This window comes from Afipia sp. OHSU_II-C1, assembly GCF_000497575.1.
GTDB lineage: Bacteria > Pseudomonadota > Alphaproteobacteria > Rhizobiales > Xanthobacteraceae > Afipia.
Genome location: NZ_APJI01000016.1, coordinates 301,545 through 320,570 on the forward strand (window position 1 = coordinate 301,545; position 19,026 = coordinate 320,570).

A 19,026-nucleotide genomic window follows, 5' to 3' on the forward strand; every position below is an offset into this window, starting at 1 on the left:
CATCGAATATAGAAACGGTCAACCAGGAGTGTGTTTCGGAAAGCGTCGCGGGCGTTATCCATCACCGTTTCAGTTTCATTTGACGCGACGGCATTAACAGAGCCTGCCAATGGCGCCGCGCCTAAGACGGCGCATGCAGGAATCCGGTCTGAAAATCATGAAACAGCCGGTCTACCTGATTGCGCAGGTTTTCGAACGGTTGCCAGTCTGAGAATTTGGTGGCCTGAGCAACCGGAGTTTCATCGGTCTTAATGGGCAGCTTGTTAGCAGCTTCCGCCATGACAGATACTCCTCTGAGCTTGTTAAGTTCGAAAAGCATATGCCCGGCTGATGAGGCCTCTCCTTGATCTCAATCAAGCATCACTCGATAAAGAATAGTCGCATACAAAAGGACAGCGATAGAACTCGCGATGACAACTGTCCTGGGACCTCCGAAGGCCGGTGAACATGATGACACTTGGTGCAGACGAGGCTGTCACCAGTAGAAAGGTGGTCGCGGAGCAAGAAAGGGGCCGCGTGAGGCAGTCGCGCGGGGCGGCTCTGGATTGTCGTCCTATATATAGACGGATGGTTTTAAGCTCGACCGGATTGTGTGCTGTTGGGATGGCAGCCGCGCCGCAACGCGTGCAAAATTAAGGGCATGGCGTGCCACGAACAACGCCGTAATCGGAGCCGCGATATAGAGCAGTATGCGCAGGATCCAGATCATAATCGACATTCTTTTTTTGAGGACTGCCGATCACTCGATACAAAAGAACGAGGACTGTCGATTTTTTTGCGTCAAACTGGCCGTCTCATTGTCCGCCAACGCGTCTTTGTGATCGTCTGCTGATCGTTCAAATCCATCCGGAAATTTGCCACGTCGTCGCGGCAAGCCCCGTTGCAAGGGCAAGACCACTGATCGCGCCTACCAGCATTCCGATGTCTCGCCCTCCGGTCCACCCGGCAATCATGGCTTTCGAGATTGTGTTGACACTAACCGCAAGCATGATTGCCCGAGCAGCTATAATTAGATCGAGATCTCCCCCGCCCAAGCAAGGCCATCGAAATGGTCAAGGCATCGACGTCAGCCACACCGGACAGAGCGGCGACCATCAGGACGCCTGTGCCTCCGAATGTCTGGCGGGTGATTTCGGCGGTCAGCATCAGAGCGCCGATAAAGGCAGCCGATTTGAGTGCCGTTCCGAACGCCAGTGGATTCTGTATCAAGAGTCTTGGGGTGTGCCGCTCGCTGCTGCCCAAGAGGAGGATCAAAGCTCCCGCCGACAGGATTGCGGCGGCGCTGCCAAGCGGCAGGACAAGCGGACCCAACAGCGCTCGATTTAGCGCTACGGCGACGACCGCGACGCGTGCCATCATGACGGCACCGGCGATCAGGATGCCGGCACTCAGGAGTCTGAAAGCGCCGGGATGCTCGCGGTTGAGTCTGGCGAAGGTCAGAGTCGTGACGGTCGAGGATGCCAAGCCGCCGGCGATAGCCGTTGTAACAATGCCGAGGCGGTCTCCAAGGGTCCGGACCGCGACATACCCAACAAAGGATATCCCAGCGGTCAAAATGGCGAGAAGCCAGATTTCATAGAGGTTGACAGAATTCCAGGGATCAATGGTCTTGTTCGGCAGAATCGGCAGCAGCAGGAACGACATCGCGAGAAGAATGAGAACTGCACGAAGCTCATGCCACGTGAGCGAAGCGATCCCGCTGTGAATCCATTCGCGAAAGGCCAGAAGGCTGGTCATTGCAACGGCGCAGGCGATTGCAATGTGAGGATCGCCTGTAACCGACATTGTTCCAAGCAGGAATGTCAGCATTCCGGCGACGACAGAAGTCACACTCAGGTTACGTTCAGCTTTGGCCTCCAGCCAATGAAACGCAGCGAATGCCGCTGTATGACCAAGAAAAACAATTCCAATGACTAGGCCGTTGGTTTGAAGTGCAACGGCGCCGGTCACGCCACCCAGTAGGCCCGATAGCGCAAACGTCCGGAACCCTGCGGCTCGTTGATGATCTTGCTCGTCGCGCGTGCGCCAGCCGCGCTCCAGGCCCACGAGCAGACCGATGGCTAGCGAAATGGTAAGGCGGCTGAGAATTTGGCTCTGATCCATACAGCGTTCACCTTATCACCCTCGTCTCAATGGGGCCGATCGCATCAATGTTCGGCAGGTACTTGTCGGTCAAACGGCCTTCTTCGCGCTTTGATTGACTCAACTCCTCAGTTCCGTGCCCGTTCGTTACGCTCGGTGTTTAGAAAGTGCCCGAAAGCATGAGTCCATGTTTGAGATGGATCAATGGGTCTCTAACGCAGACAGGTACCTTTAGATTTCCAAATGGTGGAGGCATCCCATGTCTGACGCACAGAATGTCGAAAAGTCCGCGAACGGAAACGGGACCAGCAGGATTGCCGATCAGCTTGTCGGCATGAACACACGATCTATCAATCTGCTTTTTAATGTTCAGAAGGCGGTTCTTGAAGAACTGATCGATGTGGGAAACGATGCGCTTGAGCGCACCAGTGCTGAGTTCTCGATTGCGAATGAATTCGCGTCCAAGATTGCAGAGGCTCACTCGGCAAATGGCCTCAAACAGGTTTACGAGGAATGCGGCAAGCATCAGGCCGATTTTATCCGTCGCGACAGTGAACGGGCTTTCAAGCACTGGCAACGTCTTCTCGACCGAACCTCGAAGGTCCTTTTCAATCAGCCACCGGAATAGTTTTTGGCGCAGTGCAACTGTTGATCGTTTTTCGGTCGTTTCGCTCAAGGCGTAGACCAAGCTTTCGTCGGCTGGATATCTGAGGCGAACAGCGCAGCACTGCGGTCGAACGTCCGTTCGGGTGGCCCGGAAGCATCAACGATGGTCCAGTCTATTGCTCCCAAATCATATGTTTCCTGCCGTGCTGCAACTTCAGGTGTGGCGTCGGATGCGTCGCCAGACCGCTGACCAACCCGTTTAATCCGCGTTTCGAGGTCGGCCGTCAGAAAGATTCCGACAAAGTTGCAGTTCATGTTTCCAGCAGCGCTGCGGATTGCAGATCGTTCAGACTCGCGGGCAAATACAGCATCGACGATCACGGAGTAGCCCTGTTCGAGAATGCGAACGGCCTTGTTGGCCATCATTTGGTAAACCGCCTCTGCAGTTCCCGAGTGGTAGGCAGCAACAGGTAGTGGATCGATTTCGTTGACGTGAAACAGCATCTTTCGCATCACGTCCGAGCGCAGGAGGATGGCGCCTGCCGGTGGCCGGATCGCGCCGGCTAGCATACGCCCGAGAGTGGACTTGCCGGTCCCCGATAGACCTCCGATTGCAACAAGACAAGGCGGCGAGGGAGAGATGAGACGCCGCGCGAGGTCATAATAAGCCTGCGCTTGCTTCCTTATGTCCTTTGGATGGCCCTGATCATCGAGCCTGGTGAGCAGAACGTTCGCCCGGATGGCCGCGCGCATGGACATGAAGAGCGGTAGAAGTGAAAGCGCGTCAAAATTGTCTTCAGGCGTTCTGGCAAGATATTCATTGAGGACCCGATTCGCTGCGGCGTCTGATCCGTGTCGGATGAGGTCCATGAGCACGAATGCGAGGTCGTAAAGGACATCGACCGAGGCTATATCCGTATCGAACTCGATCGCATCGAAAAGAACCGGCCTGCCGTCGATTAGAACGATATTTGCCAGATGAAGATCCCCGTGGCATCGCCGAACAAATCCAAGCCGCCCGCGCTGTTCCAGCAACCCGCGGCGACGCTCAAAAATGCGGAGGCTTGCGTGTTCCAGTTCATCGATCTCGCTGGACGCGAGATGGCCGTGGTAGTGGAATGCGGCACTGTTGCGCGTGACAATCAACTGTATGGATTGGATCCATGGATCGTACGGAGCAAGGGTCGATTCTGAATGGGCGTTGGCGATGACGTCGGCGATCGCTGTGGCGGTGCCGGGATTGATCGGCCCGGCTTCTGCGACATGATCGAGCGTCAGACGCTCGTTGAAACGAACCATATCGACGGCCCATTCGACCGGAAACCCGTCGCCATCAATGTGAAGCCTTCCATTCTTGTCGCGTGTAATGGGAATAACGCGTCGATAGATCTGCGGCGCAAACTTCCGGTTAACGTTCATCTCTTCTTCGCAGGCTGTCTTCCGCTTGCTCAATGTCGAGTAGTCGAGGAAAGGAAAGCGGATGGCCCGCTTGATTTTCAGCGCGCGATTGCCCGACAGGAATACATAGGCGGCGTGGGTATCGAATCGTTTGACGGATGTGCCGCCGTGTGTCGCAGGGTTTGCCAGGAATTTCAGCACTTCGTCCTGCGAAGTCCGGTGCTGTATCGTCATACTGGGCATATCCTGTGATGCGACAATTTCGCCATCGTGCTCGATGCTCGGCATCGCCGTGTCAATCACAACCTAACCGGCCAATTCCTGCCGGGGATTGAGGCAGGTCAAGAGGTGTTGTCCGGAGTGGCCTAGGAAATATCCAGCCATGGCCTTGAACGGATATCCAACTTGAGCTCCGAACCTGTCCTGAATATCGCAAGTGAGGGTGATGCCCTTAATCTCCGCCCGGGCGGATCGTGGACAGCGACGCATGCCTCTGCCCTCGAGCATCTTTACGAGACCGTCTCGCCCAAACTCAGTCGAGCAGGGGCGATAAGGGTCGATCTGAGCAATGTCGGCGAGCTCGACACGCTCGGAGCATGGCTGCTTGAGAAGATCGTGCGACACGCCCCGCGGTTGGGCCCCCCGCAGACGTGATTGGGATATCCGACCGTTATGCTGGATTGATTGCCGAAGTGAACCAGGTCAATCGCCGCAAGCCTGCGGCGGAAAAGCCCGAAAACCCGATCATTGTTCGGCTGGAACAGCTCGGCCGCTACGCCGCGGGTATCACCGAAGACGTAGCCATCTTTCTTCAGATGCTGGGGGCGTTGGGTCTTGCTTTGTTCGGTGTTCTACGCCGGCCGCGGTCTCTTCGGCTGACTTCACTTGCCTATCAGATCTATCGCGTCGGTTGGCAGGCCATACCGATCATCCTCCTCATCACTTTTCTCATCGGTGCGATCATTGCCCAGCAGGGCATCTTTCATTTCCGTAAATTCGGCGCGGAGTCCTATGTCGTGGACATGGTCGGCATCCTCGTGCTGCGGGAGCTTGGTGTCCTGATCGTCGCCATCATGGTGGCGGGCCGTTCCGGCAGCGCCTATACCGCCGAACTCGGTTCGATGAAAATGCGTGAAGAAATCGACGCGCTGTCCACCATGGGCCTCGATGCGGTCGAGGTGCTGGTTCTGCCGCGAATTCTGGCACTCATCTGCTCCCTTCCTATCCTCGCATTCATCGGCTCGATGGCGGCACTCTATGGTGGCGGTCTGGTCGCCTGGCTTTACGGCGGAATGAGCCCGGCAATATTCATGGCAAGGCTGCATGATGCTGTATCGGTTACCAGCTTTGAAGTCGGGATCATCAAGGCGCCATTCATGGCGCTGGCAATCGGTATTGTTGCCTGCAGCGAAGGTCTCAGGGTTAAAGGAAGCGCAGAATCGCTTGGGCGGCAAACGACGACATCCGTGGTCAAATCGATTTTCCTCGTCATTGTGCTCGACGGCATCTTCGCCGTGTTCTTCGCGTCGATCGGAATGTGAAGATGGCGGAAGAGGTCGACCAGTTTGCGATCCGTGTCAGCGAACTCGTTGTTGGCTTTGGCCGGCAGACGGTGCTCGATCACCTGACGCTAGATGTCCGCAAGGGAGAGATTCTCGGCCTTGTTGGTGCCTCGGGCGGCGGTAAATCCGTTCTGATGCGAACGATCATCGGTCTTATTCCCAGGCGGAGCGGCCGGATCGAGGTGATGGGCGCCGAAATAAGTGAGGCACGTCATGTCACGCACACGGCTGCCGGCAAGTGGGGTATCCTCTTCCAGCAAGGGGCGCTGTTTTCATCTCTGACCGTTCGCCAGAACGTTCAATTTCCGCTACGCGAGGAGTTGGATCTCTCCCAGGCATTAATGGATGAAGTTGCTACTGCGAAACTCGAGATGGTTGGGCTTGCGCCTGAGGATGGGGACAAATTTCCGTCGCAGCTTTCAGGCGGTATGACCAAGCGCGTCGCGTTGGCCCGCGCATTGGCGCTCGACCCCCCGATCGTTTTTCTCGATGAGCCGACATCGGGACTGGATCCAATCGCAGCGGGCGACTTCGATGTTCTGATCAAGACACTTCAGAAGACGCTGGGGCTGACTGTCTTCATGGTCACGCACGATCTCGCCAGTCTTAACACTGTATGCGATCGCGTCGCTGCGCTTGCGGAGGGAAAGATCGTAGCGATTGGCTCAATGAGCGAACTGCTCCGCTCCGAACATCCGTGGGTTAAGGCCTATTTTCACGGCAAGCGCTCCCAGATGCTCCAACCGAGAAAGATTTAGGATCATGGAAACGCGTGCTCCCTTCGTTATCGTAGGTGCCTTCATTCTGGCAGCTATCGGCGCTGTTTTTGGCTTTGTCTATTGGTTGCACAATACCGGGGGGATCGGAGCGCGAACGTCGTATAACTTGCAGTTCAACGGCTCGGTGCCGGGGCTGCTGGTTGGAGCAGCGGTGCTGTTCAATGGAATTCGCGTTGGGGAGGTGACCAGTCTTGGCCTCGCGGCCGACAGCCCGCGTCGCGTCAATGCTGTAATTTCGGTTATGCCGGACACGCCGGTGCGCGCGGACACCAAAGTTGGTCTGGACTTTCAGGGGCTGACCGGCGTTCCGGTGGTTGCTCTGGAGGGTGGGGTGCAACTCGCAGCCTCAGGGCCGGTGCCGACGCTTATCGCCGAGCCCGGTGCGGGCCAGAGCATGACTCAGGCCGCCCGTGATGCGCTCAAGCGTGTCGATGCCGTACTGGCTGAAAACGCGGAGCCCCTGAAGAGCACGATTTCCAATCTGCAGATATTCTCTGATGGGCTGGCGAGAAATGCCGGCCGGCTTGATGGTATCGTCGCGGGTCTTGAGCGAATGACGGGGGGAGGAGCTGCCGCCGCTCCCAAGGTCATTTATGATCTCGATGCTCCTCAGGATTTCGGGTCGTCCAGGAAGCGCATCAAGGCGCAGCTTGTCATTTCCGATCCTACATCGATCCTGATGTTCGATACGCAGCGTATCCTTTTCATGCCGCCTGGCGGGAGTCATCCCGAATTTTCCGACTTCCAGTGGAGCGACAGCCTGCCGAAACTTGTTCAGGCAAAGATCATTCAGAGTTTTGAGAACTATGATCCCGAACATGCACCGCTTCGCGCAATTGATGGCGTCGCAGCCGAATATCAGCTTCTGATCGACATTCGCGGCTTTCAGATCAGAACGAGTTCTGAGCCCGTCGCTGAGATTGACTTCTCGGCCAAGATTCTCGGTAAGGACGGCCGCGTCCTTGCATCAAGGCTCTTCGCTGAAAAAAGAAAGCTGGAAGAGCTGACCCCAGAATCGGCGTTGCGCGCCTTTAGCGGAGCATTCGGCAGCATTGCAAAGGACCTCATAAGCTGGACTCTGACCGTAATCGGATAGATAGGCGGTCGCCGGCCTAACCAAGGGAGGTTTCCTCGCATGAATTTGGGAATAGCAGATGTCGACATACCGATTGAGCAGTCTTCTTTCACCGCGATCTGTCGCGCTTATAGGGGCCAGTCCACGGCCTGGATCGGTCGGATTAGCGGTCCTCAAAAACTTTCGCGCTGCGAGATTCCGTGGCGAATTCGGCATCGTTAACCCGAACCACGCGGAAATTGGCGGGATGGCGACGGTCCCAACTGTCGCCGATCTGCCATTCGTCCCCGAACTGATCATCATAACCGCGCCTGCGCGAGCAGTGCCCGGCATTATCGCTGATGCGGGAGGACGAGGTGTTGCAGGGGCCGTCATCATCAGCGCTGGACTTGGTCACGGAATTGGCTCTCTTGCAGAGGCGGCCGATCAGGCGGCGCGAGTCCATGGGATGCGGCTCATCGGTCCAAACTGCCTCGGAAGCATGATGCCGAGGGCCAGTTTGAATGCGAGCTTCGCAGCAAGCATGCCGGCCCCGGGACATCTGGCGCTTGTCTCGCAGTCGGGCGCGATTGCTGCAGGCATGGTGGATTGGGCGGCCAGAGAAGACGTTGGATTTTCCGGCATCGTGTCGATTGGCGATCAGCTTGACGTGGACATCGCGGATTTGCTCGATTTCTTTGCACTCGACCCCGGGACGCACGCCATTCTCCTTTACGTCGAAGCAATCAAGGATGCCCGCAAGTTCATGTCGGCAGCTCGTGCTGCAGCGCGCGTTAAGCCGGTCGTCGTCCTCAAATCCGGTCGGATGGCCCAAGGAGCGAAAGCTGCTGCGACCCATACCGGAGCCCTTGCCGGTTCCGATGATGTCTACGATGCGGCCTTCCGTCGCGCCGGCATGCTGCGGGTATTCGATCTGCATGAACTGTTCGATTGCGCGGAAACACTCGGTCGCGCCATTCAGCCAGAGGGCAAGCGGCTCGCCATTTTGACGAATGGTGGCGGCATCGGCGTTCTTGCTGTTGATCGGCTGGTCGAGCTCGGCGGAATTCCGGCCGAGATCTCACCATCGGTGCAGGCGCAGCTTGATTCCGCTTTGCCCCCGACATGGTCCGGCGATAATCCGGTCGATATTGGCGGCGATGCTGATGCGGCCCGCTATGCAGCGGCGCTGAAAGTTTTGCTGGCTGATTTCGGCAACGATGCAATCCTCGTGATGAACGTGCAGACGGCAATCGCTTCTTCAAGCGACATTGCGAAGAGCGTTGTACGTGTCGTTGCCGCCGACCGTGAAAAGCGCTCGGTATCGAAGCCTGTTCTCGCGGCTTGGGTCGGGGCTGATGGCGATATTGCCAAGACATTCAATGACGCGTCGATTCCCAGCTACTCCACCGAGGATGACGCCGCACGGGGCTTCATGTATCTGGTGCATCATCGTGAAGTTCGCGAGGAACTCGCCCAGGTTCCACCAAGCTTGCCGGCCGAGTTCGTCCCGGATGCTGCTACGGCACGCAAGGTTGTCGAGGACGCCGTTGCGGCGGGGCGCTCCTGGCTCGACCCGATCGAGGTGAAACGGCTGTTCGATGCCTATCAAATTCCCATGGTGCCGACGCTTGCTGCCGCCGATGCCGATCAAGCAGCCGCGCTGGCTTCACCCTTCCTCGCGCAGCGAATGAAGGTCGTTGTGAAGGTCTTGTCTCGGGACATCACGCACAAGTCAGATGTTGGCGGTGTCGTGCTCAATCTCTCCGATGCAGATAGCGTACGTACCGCCGCCGGGGGTATTCTGGCGAGGGCGAGGGCGAAGCGTCCGGATGCGAAACTAGCAGGCGTTATCGTGCAGCCGATGATATTGCGGCCAAACGCGCGAGAATTGATCCTGGGAATCGCGGACGATCCGACCTTCGGGCCGGTTATCGTGTTCGGGCATGGCGGAACAGCGGTTGAGGTCATTAACGACAAGGCATTGGCTCTGCCACCTCTGGATCTGAGATTAGCTCACGATCTTATCGAACGGACACGCATCTCGCGGCTGCTTCATGCTTACCGAAATGTGCCGGCCGTCAATCGGGATGATGTCGCGCTCACGCTGGTCAAGCTGGCCCAGCTGGCAGCCGATCTACCGCAGGTGCGCGAACTTGATATCAATCCGCTGCTGGCTGACGACAGCGGCGTACTTGCGGTCGATGCACGGGTCGCTATTGGACCAACCCTGCGGAAGTTCGCCGGGCCGGGGAATGCGAGATTCGCAGTTCGGCCCTATCCGTCGGAATGGCAGCGGCACCTTGACCTCAAGGATGGCTCACAGGTTTTCGCTCGCCCGATCCAGCCAACCGATGAGCCGCTACTTCGCGAATTTCTCCAGAATGTCAGCAAACACGATCTGCGGTTGCGATTTTTCGGCGCAATAAAGGAATTCACTCATCCGTTCATCGCCAGGTTGACCCAGATCGACTATGCGCGCGCGATGGCGTTTGTAGCCTTCGATCAATCGGGCAAGGAAATTATCGGGGTCGTCCGGCTTCATTCCGATTCAGTTTACGACAATGGCGAATATGCAATCCTCCTGAAATCGTGCCTCAAGGGACACGGACTTGGATGGGCGCTGATGCAGCTAATCATTACGTACGCTCGTTCCGAAGGCCTTAAGCGGATTTCCGGTGAAGTTCTTCAGGAAAATACTGCCATGCTGGAGATGTGCCGCGAGTTGGGATTCAGCATAAGGACGGCAGCCGGTGATCCAGACCTTTGCGATGTCACGTTGACGCTGGACACCCGGTAATCCGATACAGGAACCGCTTCGTTTGGTCTCTGGTGCCTGTTTCGGTATTGATGTGGGTCAATCGGCTGCGCTTTCCACACGGTACCAGATAATCCAGCCACTCAATACGACGGGCCTGCTGATCCGCTCGCCGTTGCCACATTTCGGCGAAAGGCTGCGTTATGACCTACCGCACTGCGTCCTCGCGGACGCGCAGGCGTCTCTACGAAATTTTGGAAGCCTCGCCGCATGAGACGCGATCTGGAATGCTGGTAACCTGGCTCATCGCTTCCCTTGTTGTGGTGAGTCTATGTGGAACAGTGCTGGAGTCGGTGCCGCACTTGAACGACAAGTATGGAAGCTTATTTCACGCCATCGAGATCATCAGCCTCATTGCATTCAGTATCGAATACGCCGCCCGAATCTGGGTCGCCCCGGAGCATGTACCTTACCGGGAGCTGAGTGAGCGTACCGTGCGTCGCAACTACATCCTGAGCGGGCAGGGAATCGTTGATTTTCTAGCAATTGGTCCCCTTTGGGGCGCGATGCTGGAAACGGCAGATTTTCGTGTCCTGATCGTGCTCCGGGTGCTGCGCGTAATGAAATTCAGCCGATATTCGTCCGGGATGAACTCCCTGCTCGATGTACTCTGGAGCGAGCGGCGCGCCCTGATCGGCTGCCTCGTCATCCTGATTTGCGCCACGCTGGTGTCGGCGGGTGCCATGCATGCAATCGAGGGGACGATCCAGCCCGACAAGTTCGGGACCATACCGGACGCTATGTGGTGGTCGCTCGTCACACTCAGCACGATTGGATATGGCGATGTCGTTCCGGCAACCGCGACCGGAAAGATGGTGGCTGCGGTCATCATTGTTGGAGGTGTTGTCATGATCGCACTTCCGGTCGGCATCGTCGCTAATGCATTCTCGGACGTCATCCATCGGCGCGACTTCATCGTCACCTGGAGCATGGTCGCGCGCGTGCCGATCTTTTCTCATTTGACCGCTGGCGACATCGCCCATGTGATGCAACTGCTGCGCGCCCGGCAAGTCGAAAAGGGGGAGATCATCGCTCGCCGAGGTGACGTCGCACATGCGATGTACTTCGTCACGGAGGGCGAGGTCGAAATCGAGCTTCGACCCGGTCAGTCGGTGAAGCTCGGGGCAGGGCAGTTTTTCGGTGAGCGCGCTCTGCTCAGAAAGACCTCGCGATCGGCAACTGTCATCGCCTGCGCGCGTTCCAGGCTTCTGGTGCTCGACGCTTCGGACCTGAGATCGCTAATTTCCCGCGACCCCCATATTGCCGAACATATCGACAAGATTGCCTCCGGGCGGACTGGTCATGAGGCTAAGGCGCCAATACCAAGCTAGATCTTGATCGGTTTGCGATGAATCAAGAAGCGCGCCCGCGTTCGACGATAACGAAGGAGGAGATTTTTTGAAAAGGAGTTCGCTATGGCATTCGAGGACATTCTGGTTTCCCTGACCACTTATCCCGAGCGAACAAAGCCATCCGGGATCGATGATGCTGTCGCGCTCGCTGCCGCGCTCGAATCTCGTATTTCTGCCATCGCTTGCGAGGTGAAAGTGCCAGCACCAGCTAGTCCACTGGGAAGCGCGTTGCTGAATGTCCCGGCGCTCGTAAGCGCCGAGCTGAAGAAAAGTGTGGCCGCTGCCGCGCAAGAACTGGCTGAATTCCAGAAAGCCGCTGAGCAAAGGGGTGTGTTTCAGGAGGTCATTCTGGAAAAATGCACGACGCCGGAATTTCCCGATCTGGTCACCGACTATGCGCGTCTCCGGGATCTCACCGTTGTCCCGATGCCAGATGTCGATACCGTCGAGCGATGGCTCGCCGAAACCCTGATCTTCGGTTCTGGGCGGCCCACGGTTGTTCTGCCGCAACGACCGAGATGGAGCAAGGCGGTTGCCTTGAACACGGTGGTCGTCGCTTGGGATTTCAGCCGAAATTCCGCGCGCGCGGTGGCAGACGCCTTGCCGCTCCTTAAGAAAGCGAAGTTGGTCTGCATACTGACGGTGAACAATGAGAAGGTGTTTACCAGCGGACGCTCTGGCGCGGAACTTGCTAAATATTTGGCGCGTCACGGCATCAATGTGGTTCTCGACGAAGTCGATGCCGCGGGCCGCGACATCGCCACTGTGTTTGAGTCGCATTTGACGTTGCGCGATGCAGATCTCCTGGTGATGGGAGCCTATGGTCATTCGCGTTTTCGCGAATTTGTTCTCGGGGGCGCCACCAGAAGCATGCTCGTGCGTCCACCGGTTCCGGTGTTTCTCTCGCATTGATGCATGTGTGCGCGACGATTGAATCCAACGATTGTCGCTGCCTACGGTGCGTTTGCGGCGACCAAGCCGTTCTGGCAAGGGCACCATTGATGTGATGCCGGTTCCTAACCGGAACTAACCGCGCCTCTGATACAGATCAAAGGCTTTCTTGCAAGCCAAGGAATTCGCCCGGAGACGGGTGCTATCAGTATTGGGCCCCCAGCCAAAATAGAAAATAAATCAAATATTTATAGATGGTCGCGGCGTTGTTTCGCGAGCGTGATTGTCATTACTCAGCCTAGGGCCGCCTGCATCTGCGATGCGGTTCTCACCGCGCTCCCTCACAAGGTCGCACGGCGTGAGCAATCACAGGGTCGCTTACGCACACGCAGATTCTTTAGCCGTTACTCCGGCCTTGATGACATCGCCAAAGGGCTCGCATTTTTCGGCGCGAGGTTTCTCGATCCGCCCGTGCGATAACGGGATCGCTTGCACCCGCGATACTTCCTGCCGGTTGCAGCGATCGTTGTGCTTGTGCTGGGCCATGACGGAATTCGCGAGCAGCGCAGAGAAAGTGAACGCTTTAACACCTGCTGTGTCGCTTCCCAGCACCGCAGGCGGGCATCGTCGCCGCGGTCATCGGCCCGTCGACGTCCGCTTTTGTCAACATCTTGAAGCAAAGGTCCCCAAGGAGGGATTATGTTGCGACGCAACAACAAACCGGCTCGCTTCTTTGACGTGTTTGATGCATTCTATCTTGGAACTCACGTTTGAGCGGGGTTTGGGATGGCACATGTTGGCGAGAACTACGTCCGGTTGGTCGGAGGCGATCTTGTATCGTCGGTCATTACCGACACGCCGAGCATGCGCATCGAAGTGCTTCGCAGGGAAACAGTAGGACGAATGCATTGGCATTTTCGCCAGCCGGAGCTGTCACTGTTCTGGTTCGGCAAGGGAGCCGAACGCCTGAGAGCCACGATTGACGGACGGCCGGTGGAGCGCTGGTTTCCGGGCAAGTCGAAGCTCGCGATCTTCCCCGCCGCCATCGAGATCGAAGGTGAGTGGAATGTCGGGCCGACCCTCGACTACACGGTGGTGTTCCTGAACCCGTCTTTCGTGGGTGAGCGCCTTCAACAGGCAATTACGAATCCCACAGTGGCTTTTGAGCACGACGGATTGACCCGCGGCCTCGCCGAACTCTGCCGTGAGGCAGCCTCGCCGGATAACGTTTTCAACCTCATGGCGGAGGGATGGTCGATTCAGGCACTGGCCCATATTTCCCGGGTCAGCGAAAGAAGTCAGCAGGCGTCCAGCGAGTTGCGGGGCGGTTTGCCTGGCCGCAGTCTTCGGCGCCTTGAGGAATATGTTCGGGAGAATCTGACCCAGCCGATCTGTCTTGCGGAACTTTCGGAGATCGCGGGGCTGAGCAAGCGGCATTTCCTGCGGGCGTTTCAGGAAAGCGTCGGCGTGACGCCCTATAGCTACGTTCTTTCGCGCCGGATCGATGAAGCGAAGCGCCGACTGTCAGATACGGAAGACAGCATTGTCGATGTCGCCCTCGCGACCGGTTTCAGCCACGCCCAGCATTTCTCTACAAGTTTCAAGAAAGCGACCGGTGTGACGCCATCCGCGTTCCGTCAGCGCTGTCTGTCGTAGGCAGCAACCCTCTCTGACATGCGCCGACCGGTTTTTCCGGACTAAATGGCGTTTTTCCGGAAGTCCTGGCGCTATCCTGCAAGTCAGGATCAGCCTCCCGATCTAACACTATCCCACAAAAATCCACGCAGACCGCGGCCGCTCGGCCGTGGTCAAGCGGGAGTTTCGGGGCGGAACGCCCGGCATAGGGAGAGCGGGATGGTAGTTTCTTTCAAGGGATACACGCGCATTGGGTTTGCCGCAGCAATAGGCCTTGCGGCATCGGCCAGCGTAACGACGCATGCGCAGGAAAAGACACCGATCAAGATCGGGCTGATGCTGCCCTACAAGGGGGTCTATGCTGTCCCGGCGGAAAGCATCGACCGCGGCTTTCAAGTCGCGTTGGAGGAGTTCGGCAACAAGGCGAGCGGTCGTCCCATCGAGATTATCCGCGCCGATGATGAGCTGACCCCAAGCGTGGGAGTTCAGAAGTTCAACAAGTTCGTGCAGTCCGACAAGGTCGATCTCGTCGCGGGGGTCGTTGGCTCGAATGTCGGTATCGCGATCTCCGAACTGGCCGACAAGAACAAGATGCCGATGGTGTTTGCCAATGCATTCGCCGACGAGATCACGGGCAAGTTCTGCAGCCCATACATCGCTCGCACGTCTTTCAGCGCCAATGGCTTCGAGTACGCTTCCGGCAAGTATTGGGCCAGCAAGGGGATAAAGACTGCCGTCACAATGGGGCCTGATTACTCCGCGGGCCGTGCGTTCATCGGCGGATTCAGGCGCGGCTTCGAGGACAACGGCGGCAAGGTGATCGAGGAAATCTGGACACCCTTCCAGAAGACCAAGGACTACAGCGCCGCGCTGACGCAGGCTGCAAACTCTGGCGCGCAAATTATTTACGCCTTCTATGCAGGCGCGGAAGCAATCCAGGTCGTCAAGCAGCACGCCGATTTCGGACTACGGACCAAGATCCCCCTGATTGGCGACCACTGGGTTTATGACGAAGCGCTTTGGCCGGCCCTGGGCGATCTGGCTCTGAATGCGCAGCACGTTGCCACGCATTATCCGGGTATCCCCACCGAAGCGAACCAGAAGTTCGTGAAGGCCTATACCGCGAAGTACAAGCAGGAACCCGACGTCAGCGCGGAGCTTGGCTATGACAACGGCAAGGCGATCATGCTGACACTTGAGAAGCTCGGCGGCCAGATGCCGGAAGATCGCGCCAAGTTCATCTCCACGATGCGCGACCTGACGTTCGACGCTCCGCGTGGAAAGATCAAGTTCAATGCGCAGAACAGCGCGTTGCTTGAGAAGGTCTATGTGATCGAGATCGTCAAGGGACCCGACGGCAAGATGCAGCGTAAATCGCTGGATCAGTTTCCGGGAGCGGGCGATCTGCCGGGTTGCACGAAATCGTTCTGATCCGAGGCGAGCTTCGCTTCCGGCGAAGCTCGCGCTTTCTCGACGTTGTGTGAAACATGCAGCTTTTTCTGATTCAGCTTCTTAATGGCGTCCAGCTAAGCATGCTGGTGTTCCTGCTCGCGGTCGGCCTTACGCTGATCTTCGGGTTAATGAACATCCTCAATCTGGCCCACGGCGCGTTCTTCACGATGGGCGCTTACTTCGGGCTGGTTATTGCCAACAAGACCGGCTCGTTCTGGCTTGCGCTGCTGATAGGCCCGCTGCTGCCGTTCCTGGCGGGCTTTGTGCTGCAACTCTTCGTTCTGCAACCGCTGGCTCAGCGCGGACGCTCGACGCATCTCGATCTTGCCTTGCTAACGTTCGGCCTGCTGTTCGCAACCGCGGGTGCCGTCGAGTACATCTACGGATCGGCATTTCACAGCATTGCCACGCCCGATTTCCTCAAAGGCCGTGTTGCCTTGCTGGGCATCGAATATCCGCTCTATCGGCTTTTCATCATCGCGGTTGGCATTGCCATCGCTGTCGCGCTTGTCCTGGTCATCGACCGTACGTTGATCGGTGCCACGCTGCGGGCCGGTGTCGACAACCGTGAGATGGTCACGGCGCTCGGCATCAACATCAATGTTCTGTTTGCGCTGGTGTTCGGGTTCGGTTCCGCTCTCGCCGGCTTTGCGGGTGTCGTCGCCGCACCGGTCATGAGCATCTACTCCAACATGGGAATCGGAATCGTCGTGACGACGTTCGTGGTCGTGGTGGTGGGCGGTCTCGGCAATCTCAGGGGGTCGTTCTATGCATCGCTTATCGTGGGTATGACCGATACGTTTGCCCAGGCTTACCTTCCGGAGGCTGAGCTTTTTGCGATTTATGCCCTTCTGATTGCAGTGATGATCTTTCGTCCACAGGGCCTTTTTGGCGCGGTGGGGAGGGTCGCATGAGCGCAGATATCATTCTTGCACGGGACAACGGTTCCAGCGGGGTGAAGCGTCTGTCGCTTCCAATGTCGCGTCGCGCTTGCGCGGTGTTGTTCGCGCTCTTCGGCGTCGGCCTTTGCGCGCTGCCGTCGTTTTCCTCCGGCTATGTCATGACACTGGCGGTCGAAGTCATGATCGCGGGTGTATTTGCATCCGGCATCAACCTTCTGACCGGGTACACGGGCCTCGTATCGCTCGGACAGGCGATGTTTCTCGGGTTCGGTGGATACGGCATCGCGATCGGAACGGCGCTGCTGGGGTGGCCGCTGTGGGTTTCTGCGCCGGTCACGCTGGTGGTGGTAGCTGTAATTGCTGCTGCCATTGGCGCAATCTGCACGCGGACGCGCGGCGTCGAGTTCCTTCTGATCACGCTGGCATTTTCCCAGATGTTCTATGGCGCGATGATCAAATTGCGGTGGACCAACGGCTCTGACGGCATGACGGGAATTCCGCGCCCCGATCTGTCATGGCTCGCTGTGAGCGCGGACAATCCAACCAGCTTCTACTATTACGTCCTTGTTGTTGCTGCTGTTGCGTTGCTGGCGCTGTGGCGCATCGTAACGTCGCCTTTCGGAAGTGTCCTGGTCGGCATCCGCGAAAACGAGCGGCGCATGATATCGATGGGATATGCGGTCGCCAACTACAAGATTGGATCGTTTGCTCTTGCTGCCGTGATTTGCGCTGTCGCGGGGATCCTGCAGTCGCAGTACACCTATTTCATCAATCCCGATGCGATGAGCTGGCAGATGAGCGGTGAGGGCGTGCTGATGGTCATCATCGGTGGCGCTAATGTCATCCTTGGGCCGTTTGTCGGGGCCGCCGTCTTTGTCGTTGTCAAGCAGGCGCTGAGCATGATCACCGAGGAATACAACTTGTTCTTCGGCATCTTCTTCATGCTTGTGGTTGCGTTTTTCCGCGGCGGTGTTCTCGGCGCCATCACTGCGCTGATCGGAAAGCGGCAATGAGCGCGCTTGAGATCAGAAATCTACGCAAGGCCTTTGGCGGGCTTCAGGTTATCAGCGACCTCGACCTGAAGGTGCCGACGGGTCAGCGCCATGCCGTGATCGGGCCGAACGGCGCCGGCAAGACCACGCTGTTCAACATCATCACGGGATGGCAGCCGCCGACCAGCGGTGAAATTCTCATTCATGGCGTCCCGGTGCAGCAGGGGCGACCAGACCTTGTTACGCGAGGTGGGCTGTCTCGGTCTTTCCAAAAGAACATGCTGCTCGAGAGCGTTACGGTGCTCGAGAACCTACGCGTTGCCTGCCAGGCGTTTGATGCGTCGCGGCGCTCGGTATTTCGCTCTTGCGCGTCATTTTCGGATGTCGTCGGCAAAGCGCGTCTCGCCGCCGAGCAAATGCACCTTGACTCCGTGCTGCATCGGAATGTCAACGAGCTGTCCTACGGACAGAAGCGCCAGCTCGAGGTGGCGATCGCACTCTGTGCCGAACCGAAGATCCTGCTGATGGACGAGCCGGCGGCCGGAACGTCACCCGATGAGCGCGCCAGCTTGATCAAGCTGATCAATGGCCTGTCAAGTGAGCTGACTATCGTTCTGGTCGAACACGATATGGATGTCGTGTTTGCGATCTGTGATGTCATTACGGTGCTGAGTTACGGCAAGGTGCTTGCAACAGGAACGAAGCACGAGATTCAGTCCAATCCCCAGGTGATCGAAGCATATCTGGGGCAGCACCATGCTTAGGGTCGAACATCTTCACACCTACTATGGTGAAAGCCACATTCTGCAAGGCGTCGATCTCTCCGTGTCTGCCGCGCAGTGCGTGGCGCTGCTCGGACGTAACGGTGCCGGCAAGACAACGACGCTGCGTTCGATCCTCGGTTTGACGCCGGCGCGAGGTGGCCACGTTATTTTCAATGGAACCGATATTACGCGTTTGCCGACACATCGAATTGTGAAGTCCGGCATCGCTTTCGTGCCTGAGGACCGCGGCATTTTCCCGACAGTGACTGTTGAGGAACATCTTGCCATTGCTCTTGGTGCATCGAAGCATCGGCCGCGGCGCAAGCCAGTGGAGTATGTGTTCGAGATATTTCCGCGCCTTGCCGAACGGCGCAGGAGCCTTGGCGGGCAACTGTCCGGCGGCGAACAGCAGATGCTGGCAATCGGACGGGCGCTGGTCGCCGGGCCCGATCTGATGATCCTCGACGAACCCAGCGAAGGTCTGGCGCCGGTGATTATCGAGAAACTCGAAGCCGTACTCAAGGATATCAAGGCGTCAGGAACCCCCATTCTGCTGGTTGAACAGAACTATCATCTCGCCACTCAACTGGCTGACTATGTCTACGTACTTAGTCAGGGACGGGTTCAGTTCGCCGGCGACACGCAATTATTGATCGCAAATGAAGACGTCAGGCGGACGTATCTGAGTGTGTGACGTTCACGGATGGCGAAGGCCGAAGCGAGTTTTTCAGCACGGGAA

General features: G+C 57.5%; 16 protein-coding genes and 1 pseudogene. 12 read left to right on the top strand and 5 right to left on the bottom strand.

What is annotated here, in order from left to right:
- Window positions 1-121: 121 nt before the first annotated feature.
- From I554_RS26510 to I554_RS0119380, 4 genes are all read right to left on the bottom strand, one after another.
- Window positions 122-280, bottom strand: coding sequence for a hypothetical protein (locus tag I554_RS26510; protein ID WP_244432793.1), 159 nt, complete (start codon window positions 278-280; stop codon window positions 122-124).
- A gap of 695 nt (window positions 281-975) precedes the next feature.
- Complete coding sequence (locus tag I554_RS25730) at window positions 976-2,103, bottom strand: DUF4010 domain-containing protein (protein ID WP_244432794.1); 1,128 nt, start codon at window positions 2,101-2,103, stop codon at window positions 976-978.
- Between the two features lie 139 nt (window positions 2,104-2,242).
- On the bottom strand, window positions 2,243-2,758 hold the full coding sequence (locus tag I554_RS26965) for a hypothetical protein (RefSeq protein WP_152527696.1): 516 nt from the start codon (window positions 2,756-2,758) through the stop codon (window positions 2,243-2,245).
- Window positions 2,755-4,374: a bifunctional aminoglycoside phosphotransferase/ATP-binding protein gene (locus I554_RS0119380; RefSeq protein ID WP_244432795.1), complete on the bottom strand. Its 1,620-nt coding sequence runs from the start codon at window positions 4,372-4,374 to the stop codon at window positions 2,755-2,757. Before I554_RS0119380 ends, I554_RS26965 begins: the two co-directional genes overlap by 4 nt.
- Window positions 4,375-4,491: 117 nt before the next feature.
- Between I554_RS0119380 and I554_RS25735 the strand changes: the two are divergent.
- From I554_RS25735 to I554_RS0119410, 6 genes and pseudogenes are all read left to right on the top strand, one after another.
- Window positions 4,492-5,627: pseudogene (locus I554_RS25735) on the top strand (MlaE family lipid ABC transporter permease subunit).
- A 2-nt stretch (window positions 5,628-5,629) separates the two neighbouring features.
- Window positions 5,630-6,406: an ATP-binding cassette domain-containing protein gene (locus I554_RS0119390; protein WP_024574559.1), complete on the top strand. Its 777-nt coding sequence runs from the start codon at window positions 5,630-5,632 to the stop codon at window positions 6,404-6,406.
- A 4-nt stretch (window positions 6,407-6,410) separates the two neighbouring features.
- A complete protein-coding gene (locus tag I554_RS0119395) occupies window positions 6,411-7,523 on the top strand; it encodes an MlaD family protein (protein WP_024574560.1) in 1,113 nt (370 codons plus the stop codon).
- Window positions 7,524-7,581: 58 nt separating this feature from the next.
- On the top strand, window positions 7,582-10,281 hold the full coding sequence (locus I554_RS0119400) for a bifunctional acetate--CoA ligase family protein/GNAT family N-acetyltransferase (RefSeq protein WP_024574561.1): 2,700 nt from the start codon (window positions 7,582-7,584) through the stop codon (window positions 10,279-10,281).
- Window positions 10,282-10,442: 161 nt separating this feature from the next.
- Window positions 10,443-11,630: a cyclic nucleotide-gated ion channel gene (locus I554_RS0119405; RefSeq protein WP_034462117.1), complete on the top strand. Its 1,188-nt coding sequence runs from the start codon at window positions 10,443-10,445 to the stop codon at window positions 11,628-11,630.
- A gap of 84 nt (window positions 11,631-11,714) precedes the next feature.
- Window positions 11,715-12,563 carry a universal stress protein gene (locus tag I554_RS0119410; protein WP_024574563.1) on the top strand — a complete coding sequence of 283 codons (849 nt, stop codon included), beginning with the start codon at window positions 11,715-11,717 and terminating at the stop codon, window positions 12,561-12,563.
- Window positions 12,564-12,920: 357 nt separating this feature from the next.
- Here the strand turns inward: I554_RS0119410 and I554_RS27365 are convergent, their stop codons facing one another.
- Window positions 12,921-13,154 carry a hypothetical protein gene (locus I554_RS27365; protein ID WP_152528584.1) on the bottom strand — a complete coding sequence of 78 codons (234 nt, stop codon included), beginning with the start codon at window positions 13,152-13,154 and terminating at the stop codon, window positions 12,921-12,923.
- A 174-nt stretch (window positions 13,155-13,328) separates the two neighbouring features.
- Between I554_RS27365 and I554_RS0119415 the strand changes: the two genes are divergently transcribed.
- The 6 genes from I554_RS0119415 to I554_RS0119440 all read left to right on the top strand — a co-directional run bounded on the left by I554_RS0119415 (window position 13,329) and on the right by I554_RS0119440 (window position 18,981).
- Window positions 13,329-14,198, top strand: coding sequence for an AraC family transcriptional regulator (locus tag I554_RS0119415; RefSeq protein WP_024574564.1), 870 nt, complete (start codon window positions 13,329-13,331; stop codon window positions 14,196-14,198).
- A gap of 198 nt (window positions 14,199-14,396) precedes the next feature.
- Entirely contained in the window at window positions 14,397-15,608 is a 1,212-nt protein-coding gene (locus I554_RS0119420) for an ABC transporter substrate-binding protein (protein WP_024574565.1), read from the top strand.
- 56 nt (window positions 15,609-15,664) lie between these two features.
- A complete protein-coding gene (locus I554_RS0119425; RefSeq protein WP_024574566.1) occupies window positions 15,665-16,543 on the top strand; it encodes a branched-chain amino acid ABC transporter permease in 879 nt (292 codons plus the stop codon).
- Entirely contained in the window at window positions 16,540-17,544 is a 1,005-nt protein-coding gene (locus I554_RS0119430; protein ID WP_024574567.1) for a branched-chain amino acid ABC transporter permease, read from the top strand. Before I554_RS0119425 ends, I554_RS0119430 begins: the two co-directional genes overlap by 4 nt.
- Complete coding sequence (locus I554_RS0119435) at window positions 17,541-18,287, top strand: ABC transporter ATP-binding protein (protein WP_024574568.1); 747 nt, start codon at window positions 17,541-17,543, stop codon at window positions 18,285-18,287. Before I554_RS0119430 ends, I554_RS0119435 begins: the two co-directional genes overlap by 4 nt.
- On the top strand, window positions 18,280-18,981 hold the full coding sequence (locus tag I554_RS0119440) for an ABC transporter ATP-binding protein (RefSeq protein WP_024574569.1): 702 nt from the start codon (window positions 18,280-18,282) through the stop codon (window positions 18,979-18,981). The genes I554_RS0119435 and I554_RS0119440 overlap by 8 nt, the downstream gene beginning before the upstream one ends.
- Window positions 18,982-19,026: the final 45 nt, after the last annotated feature.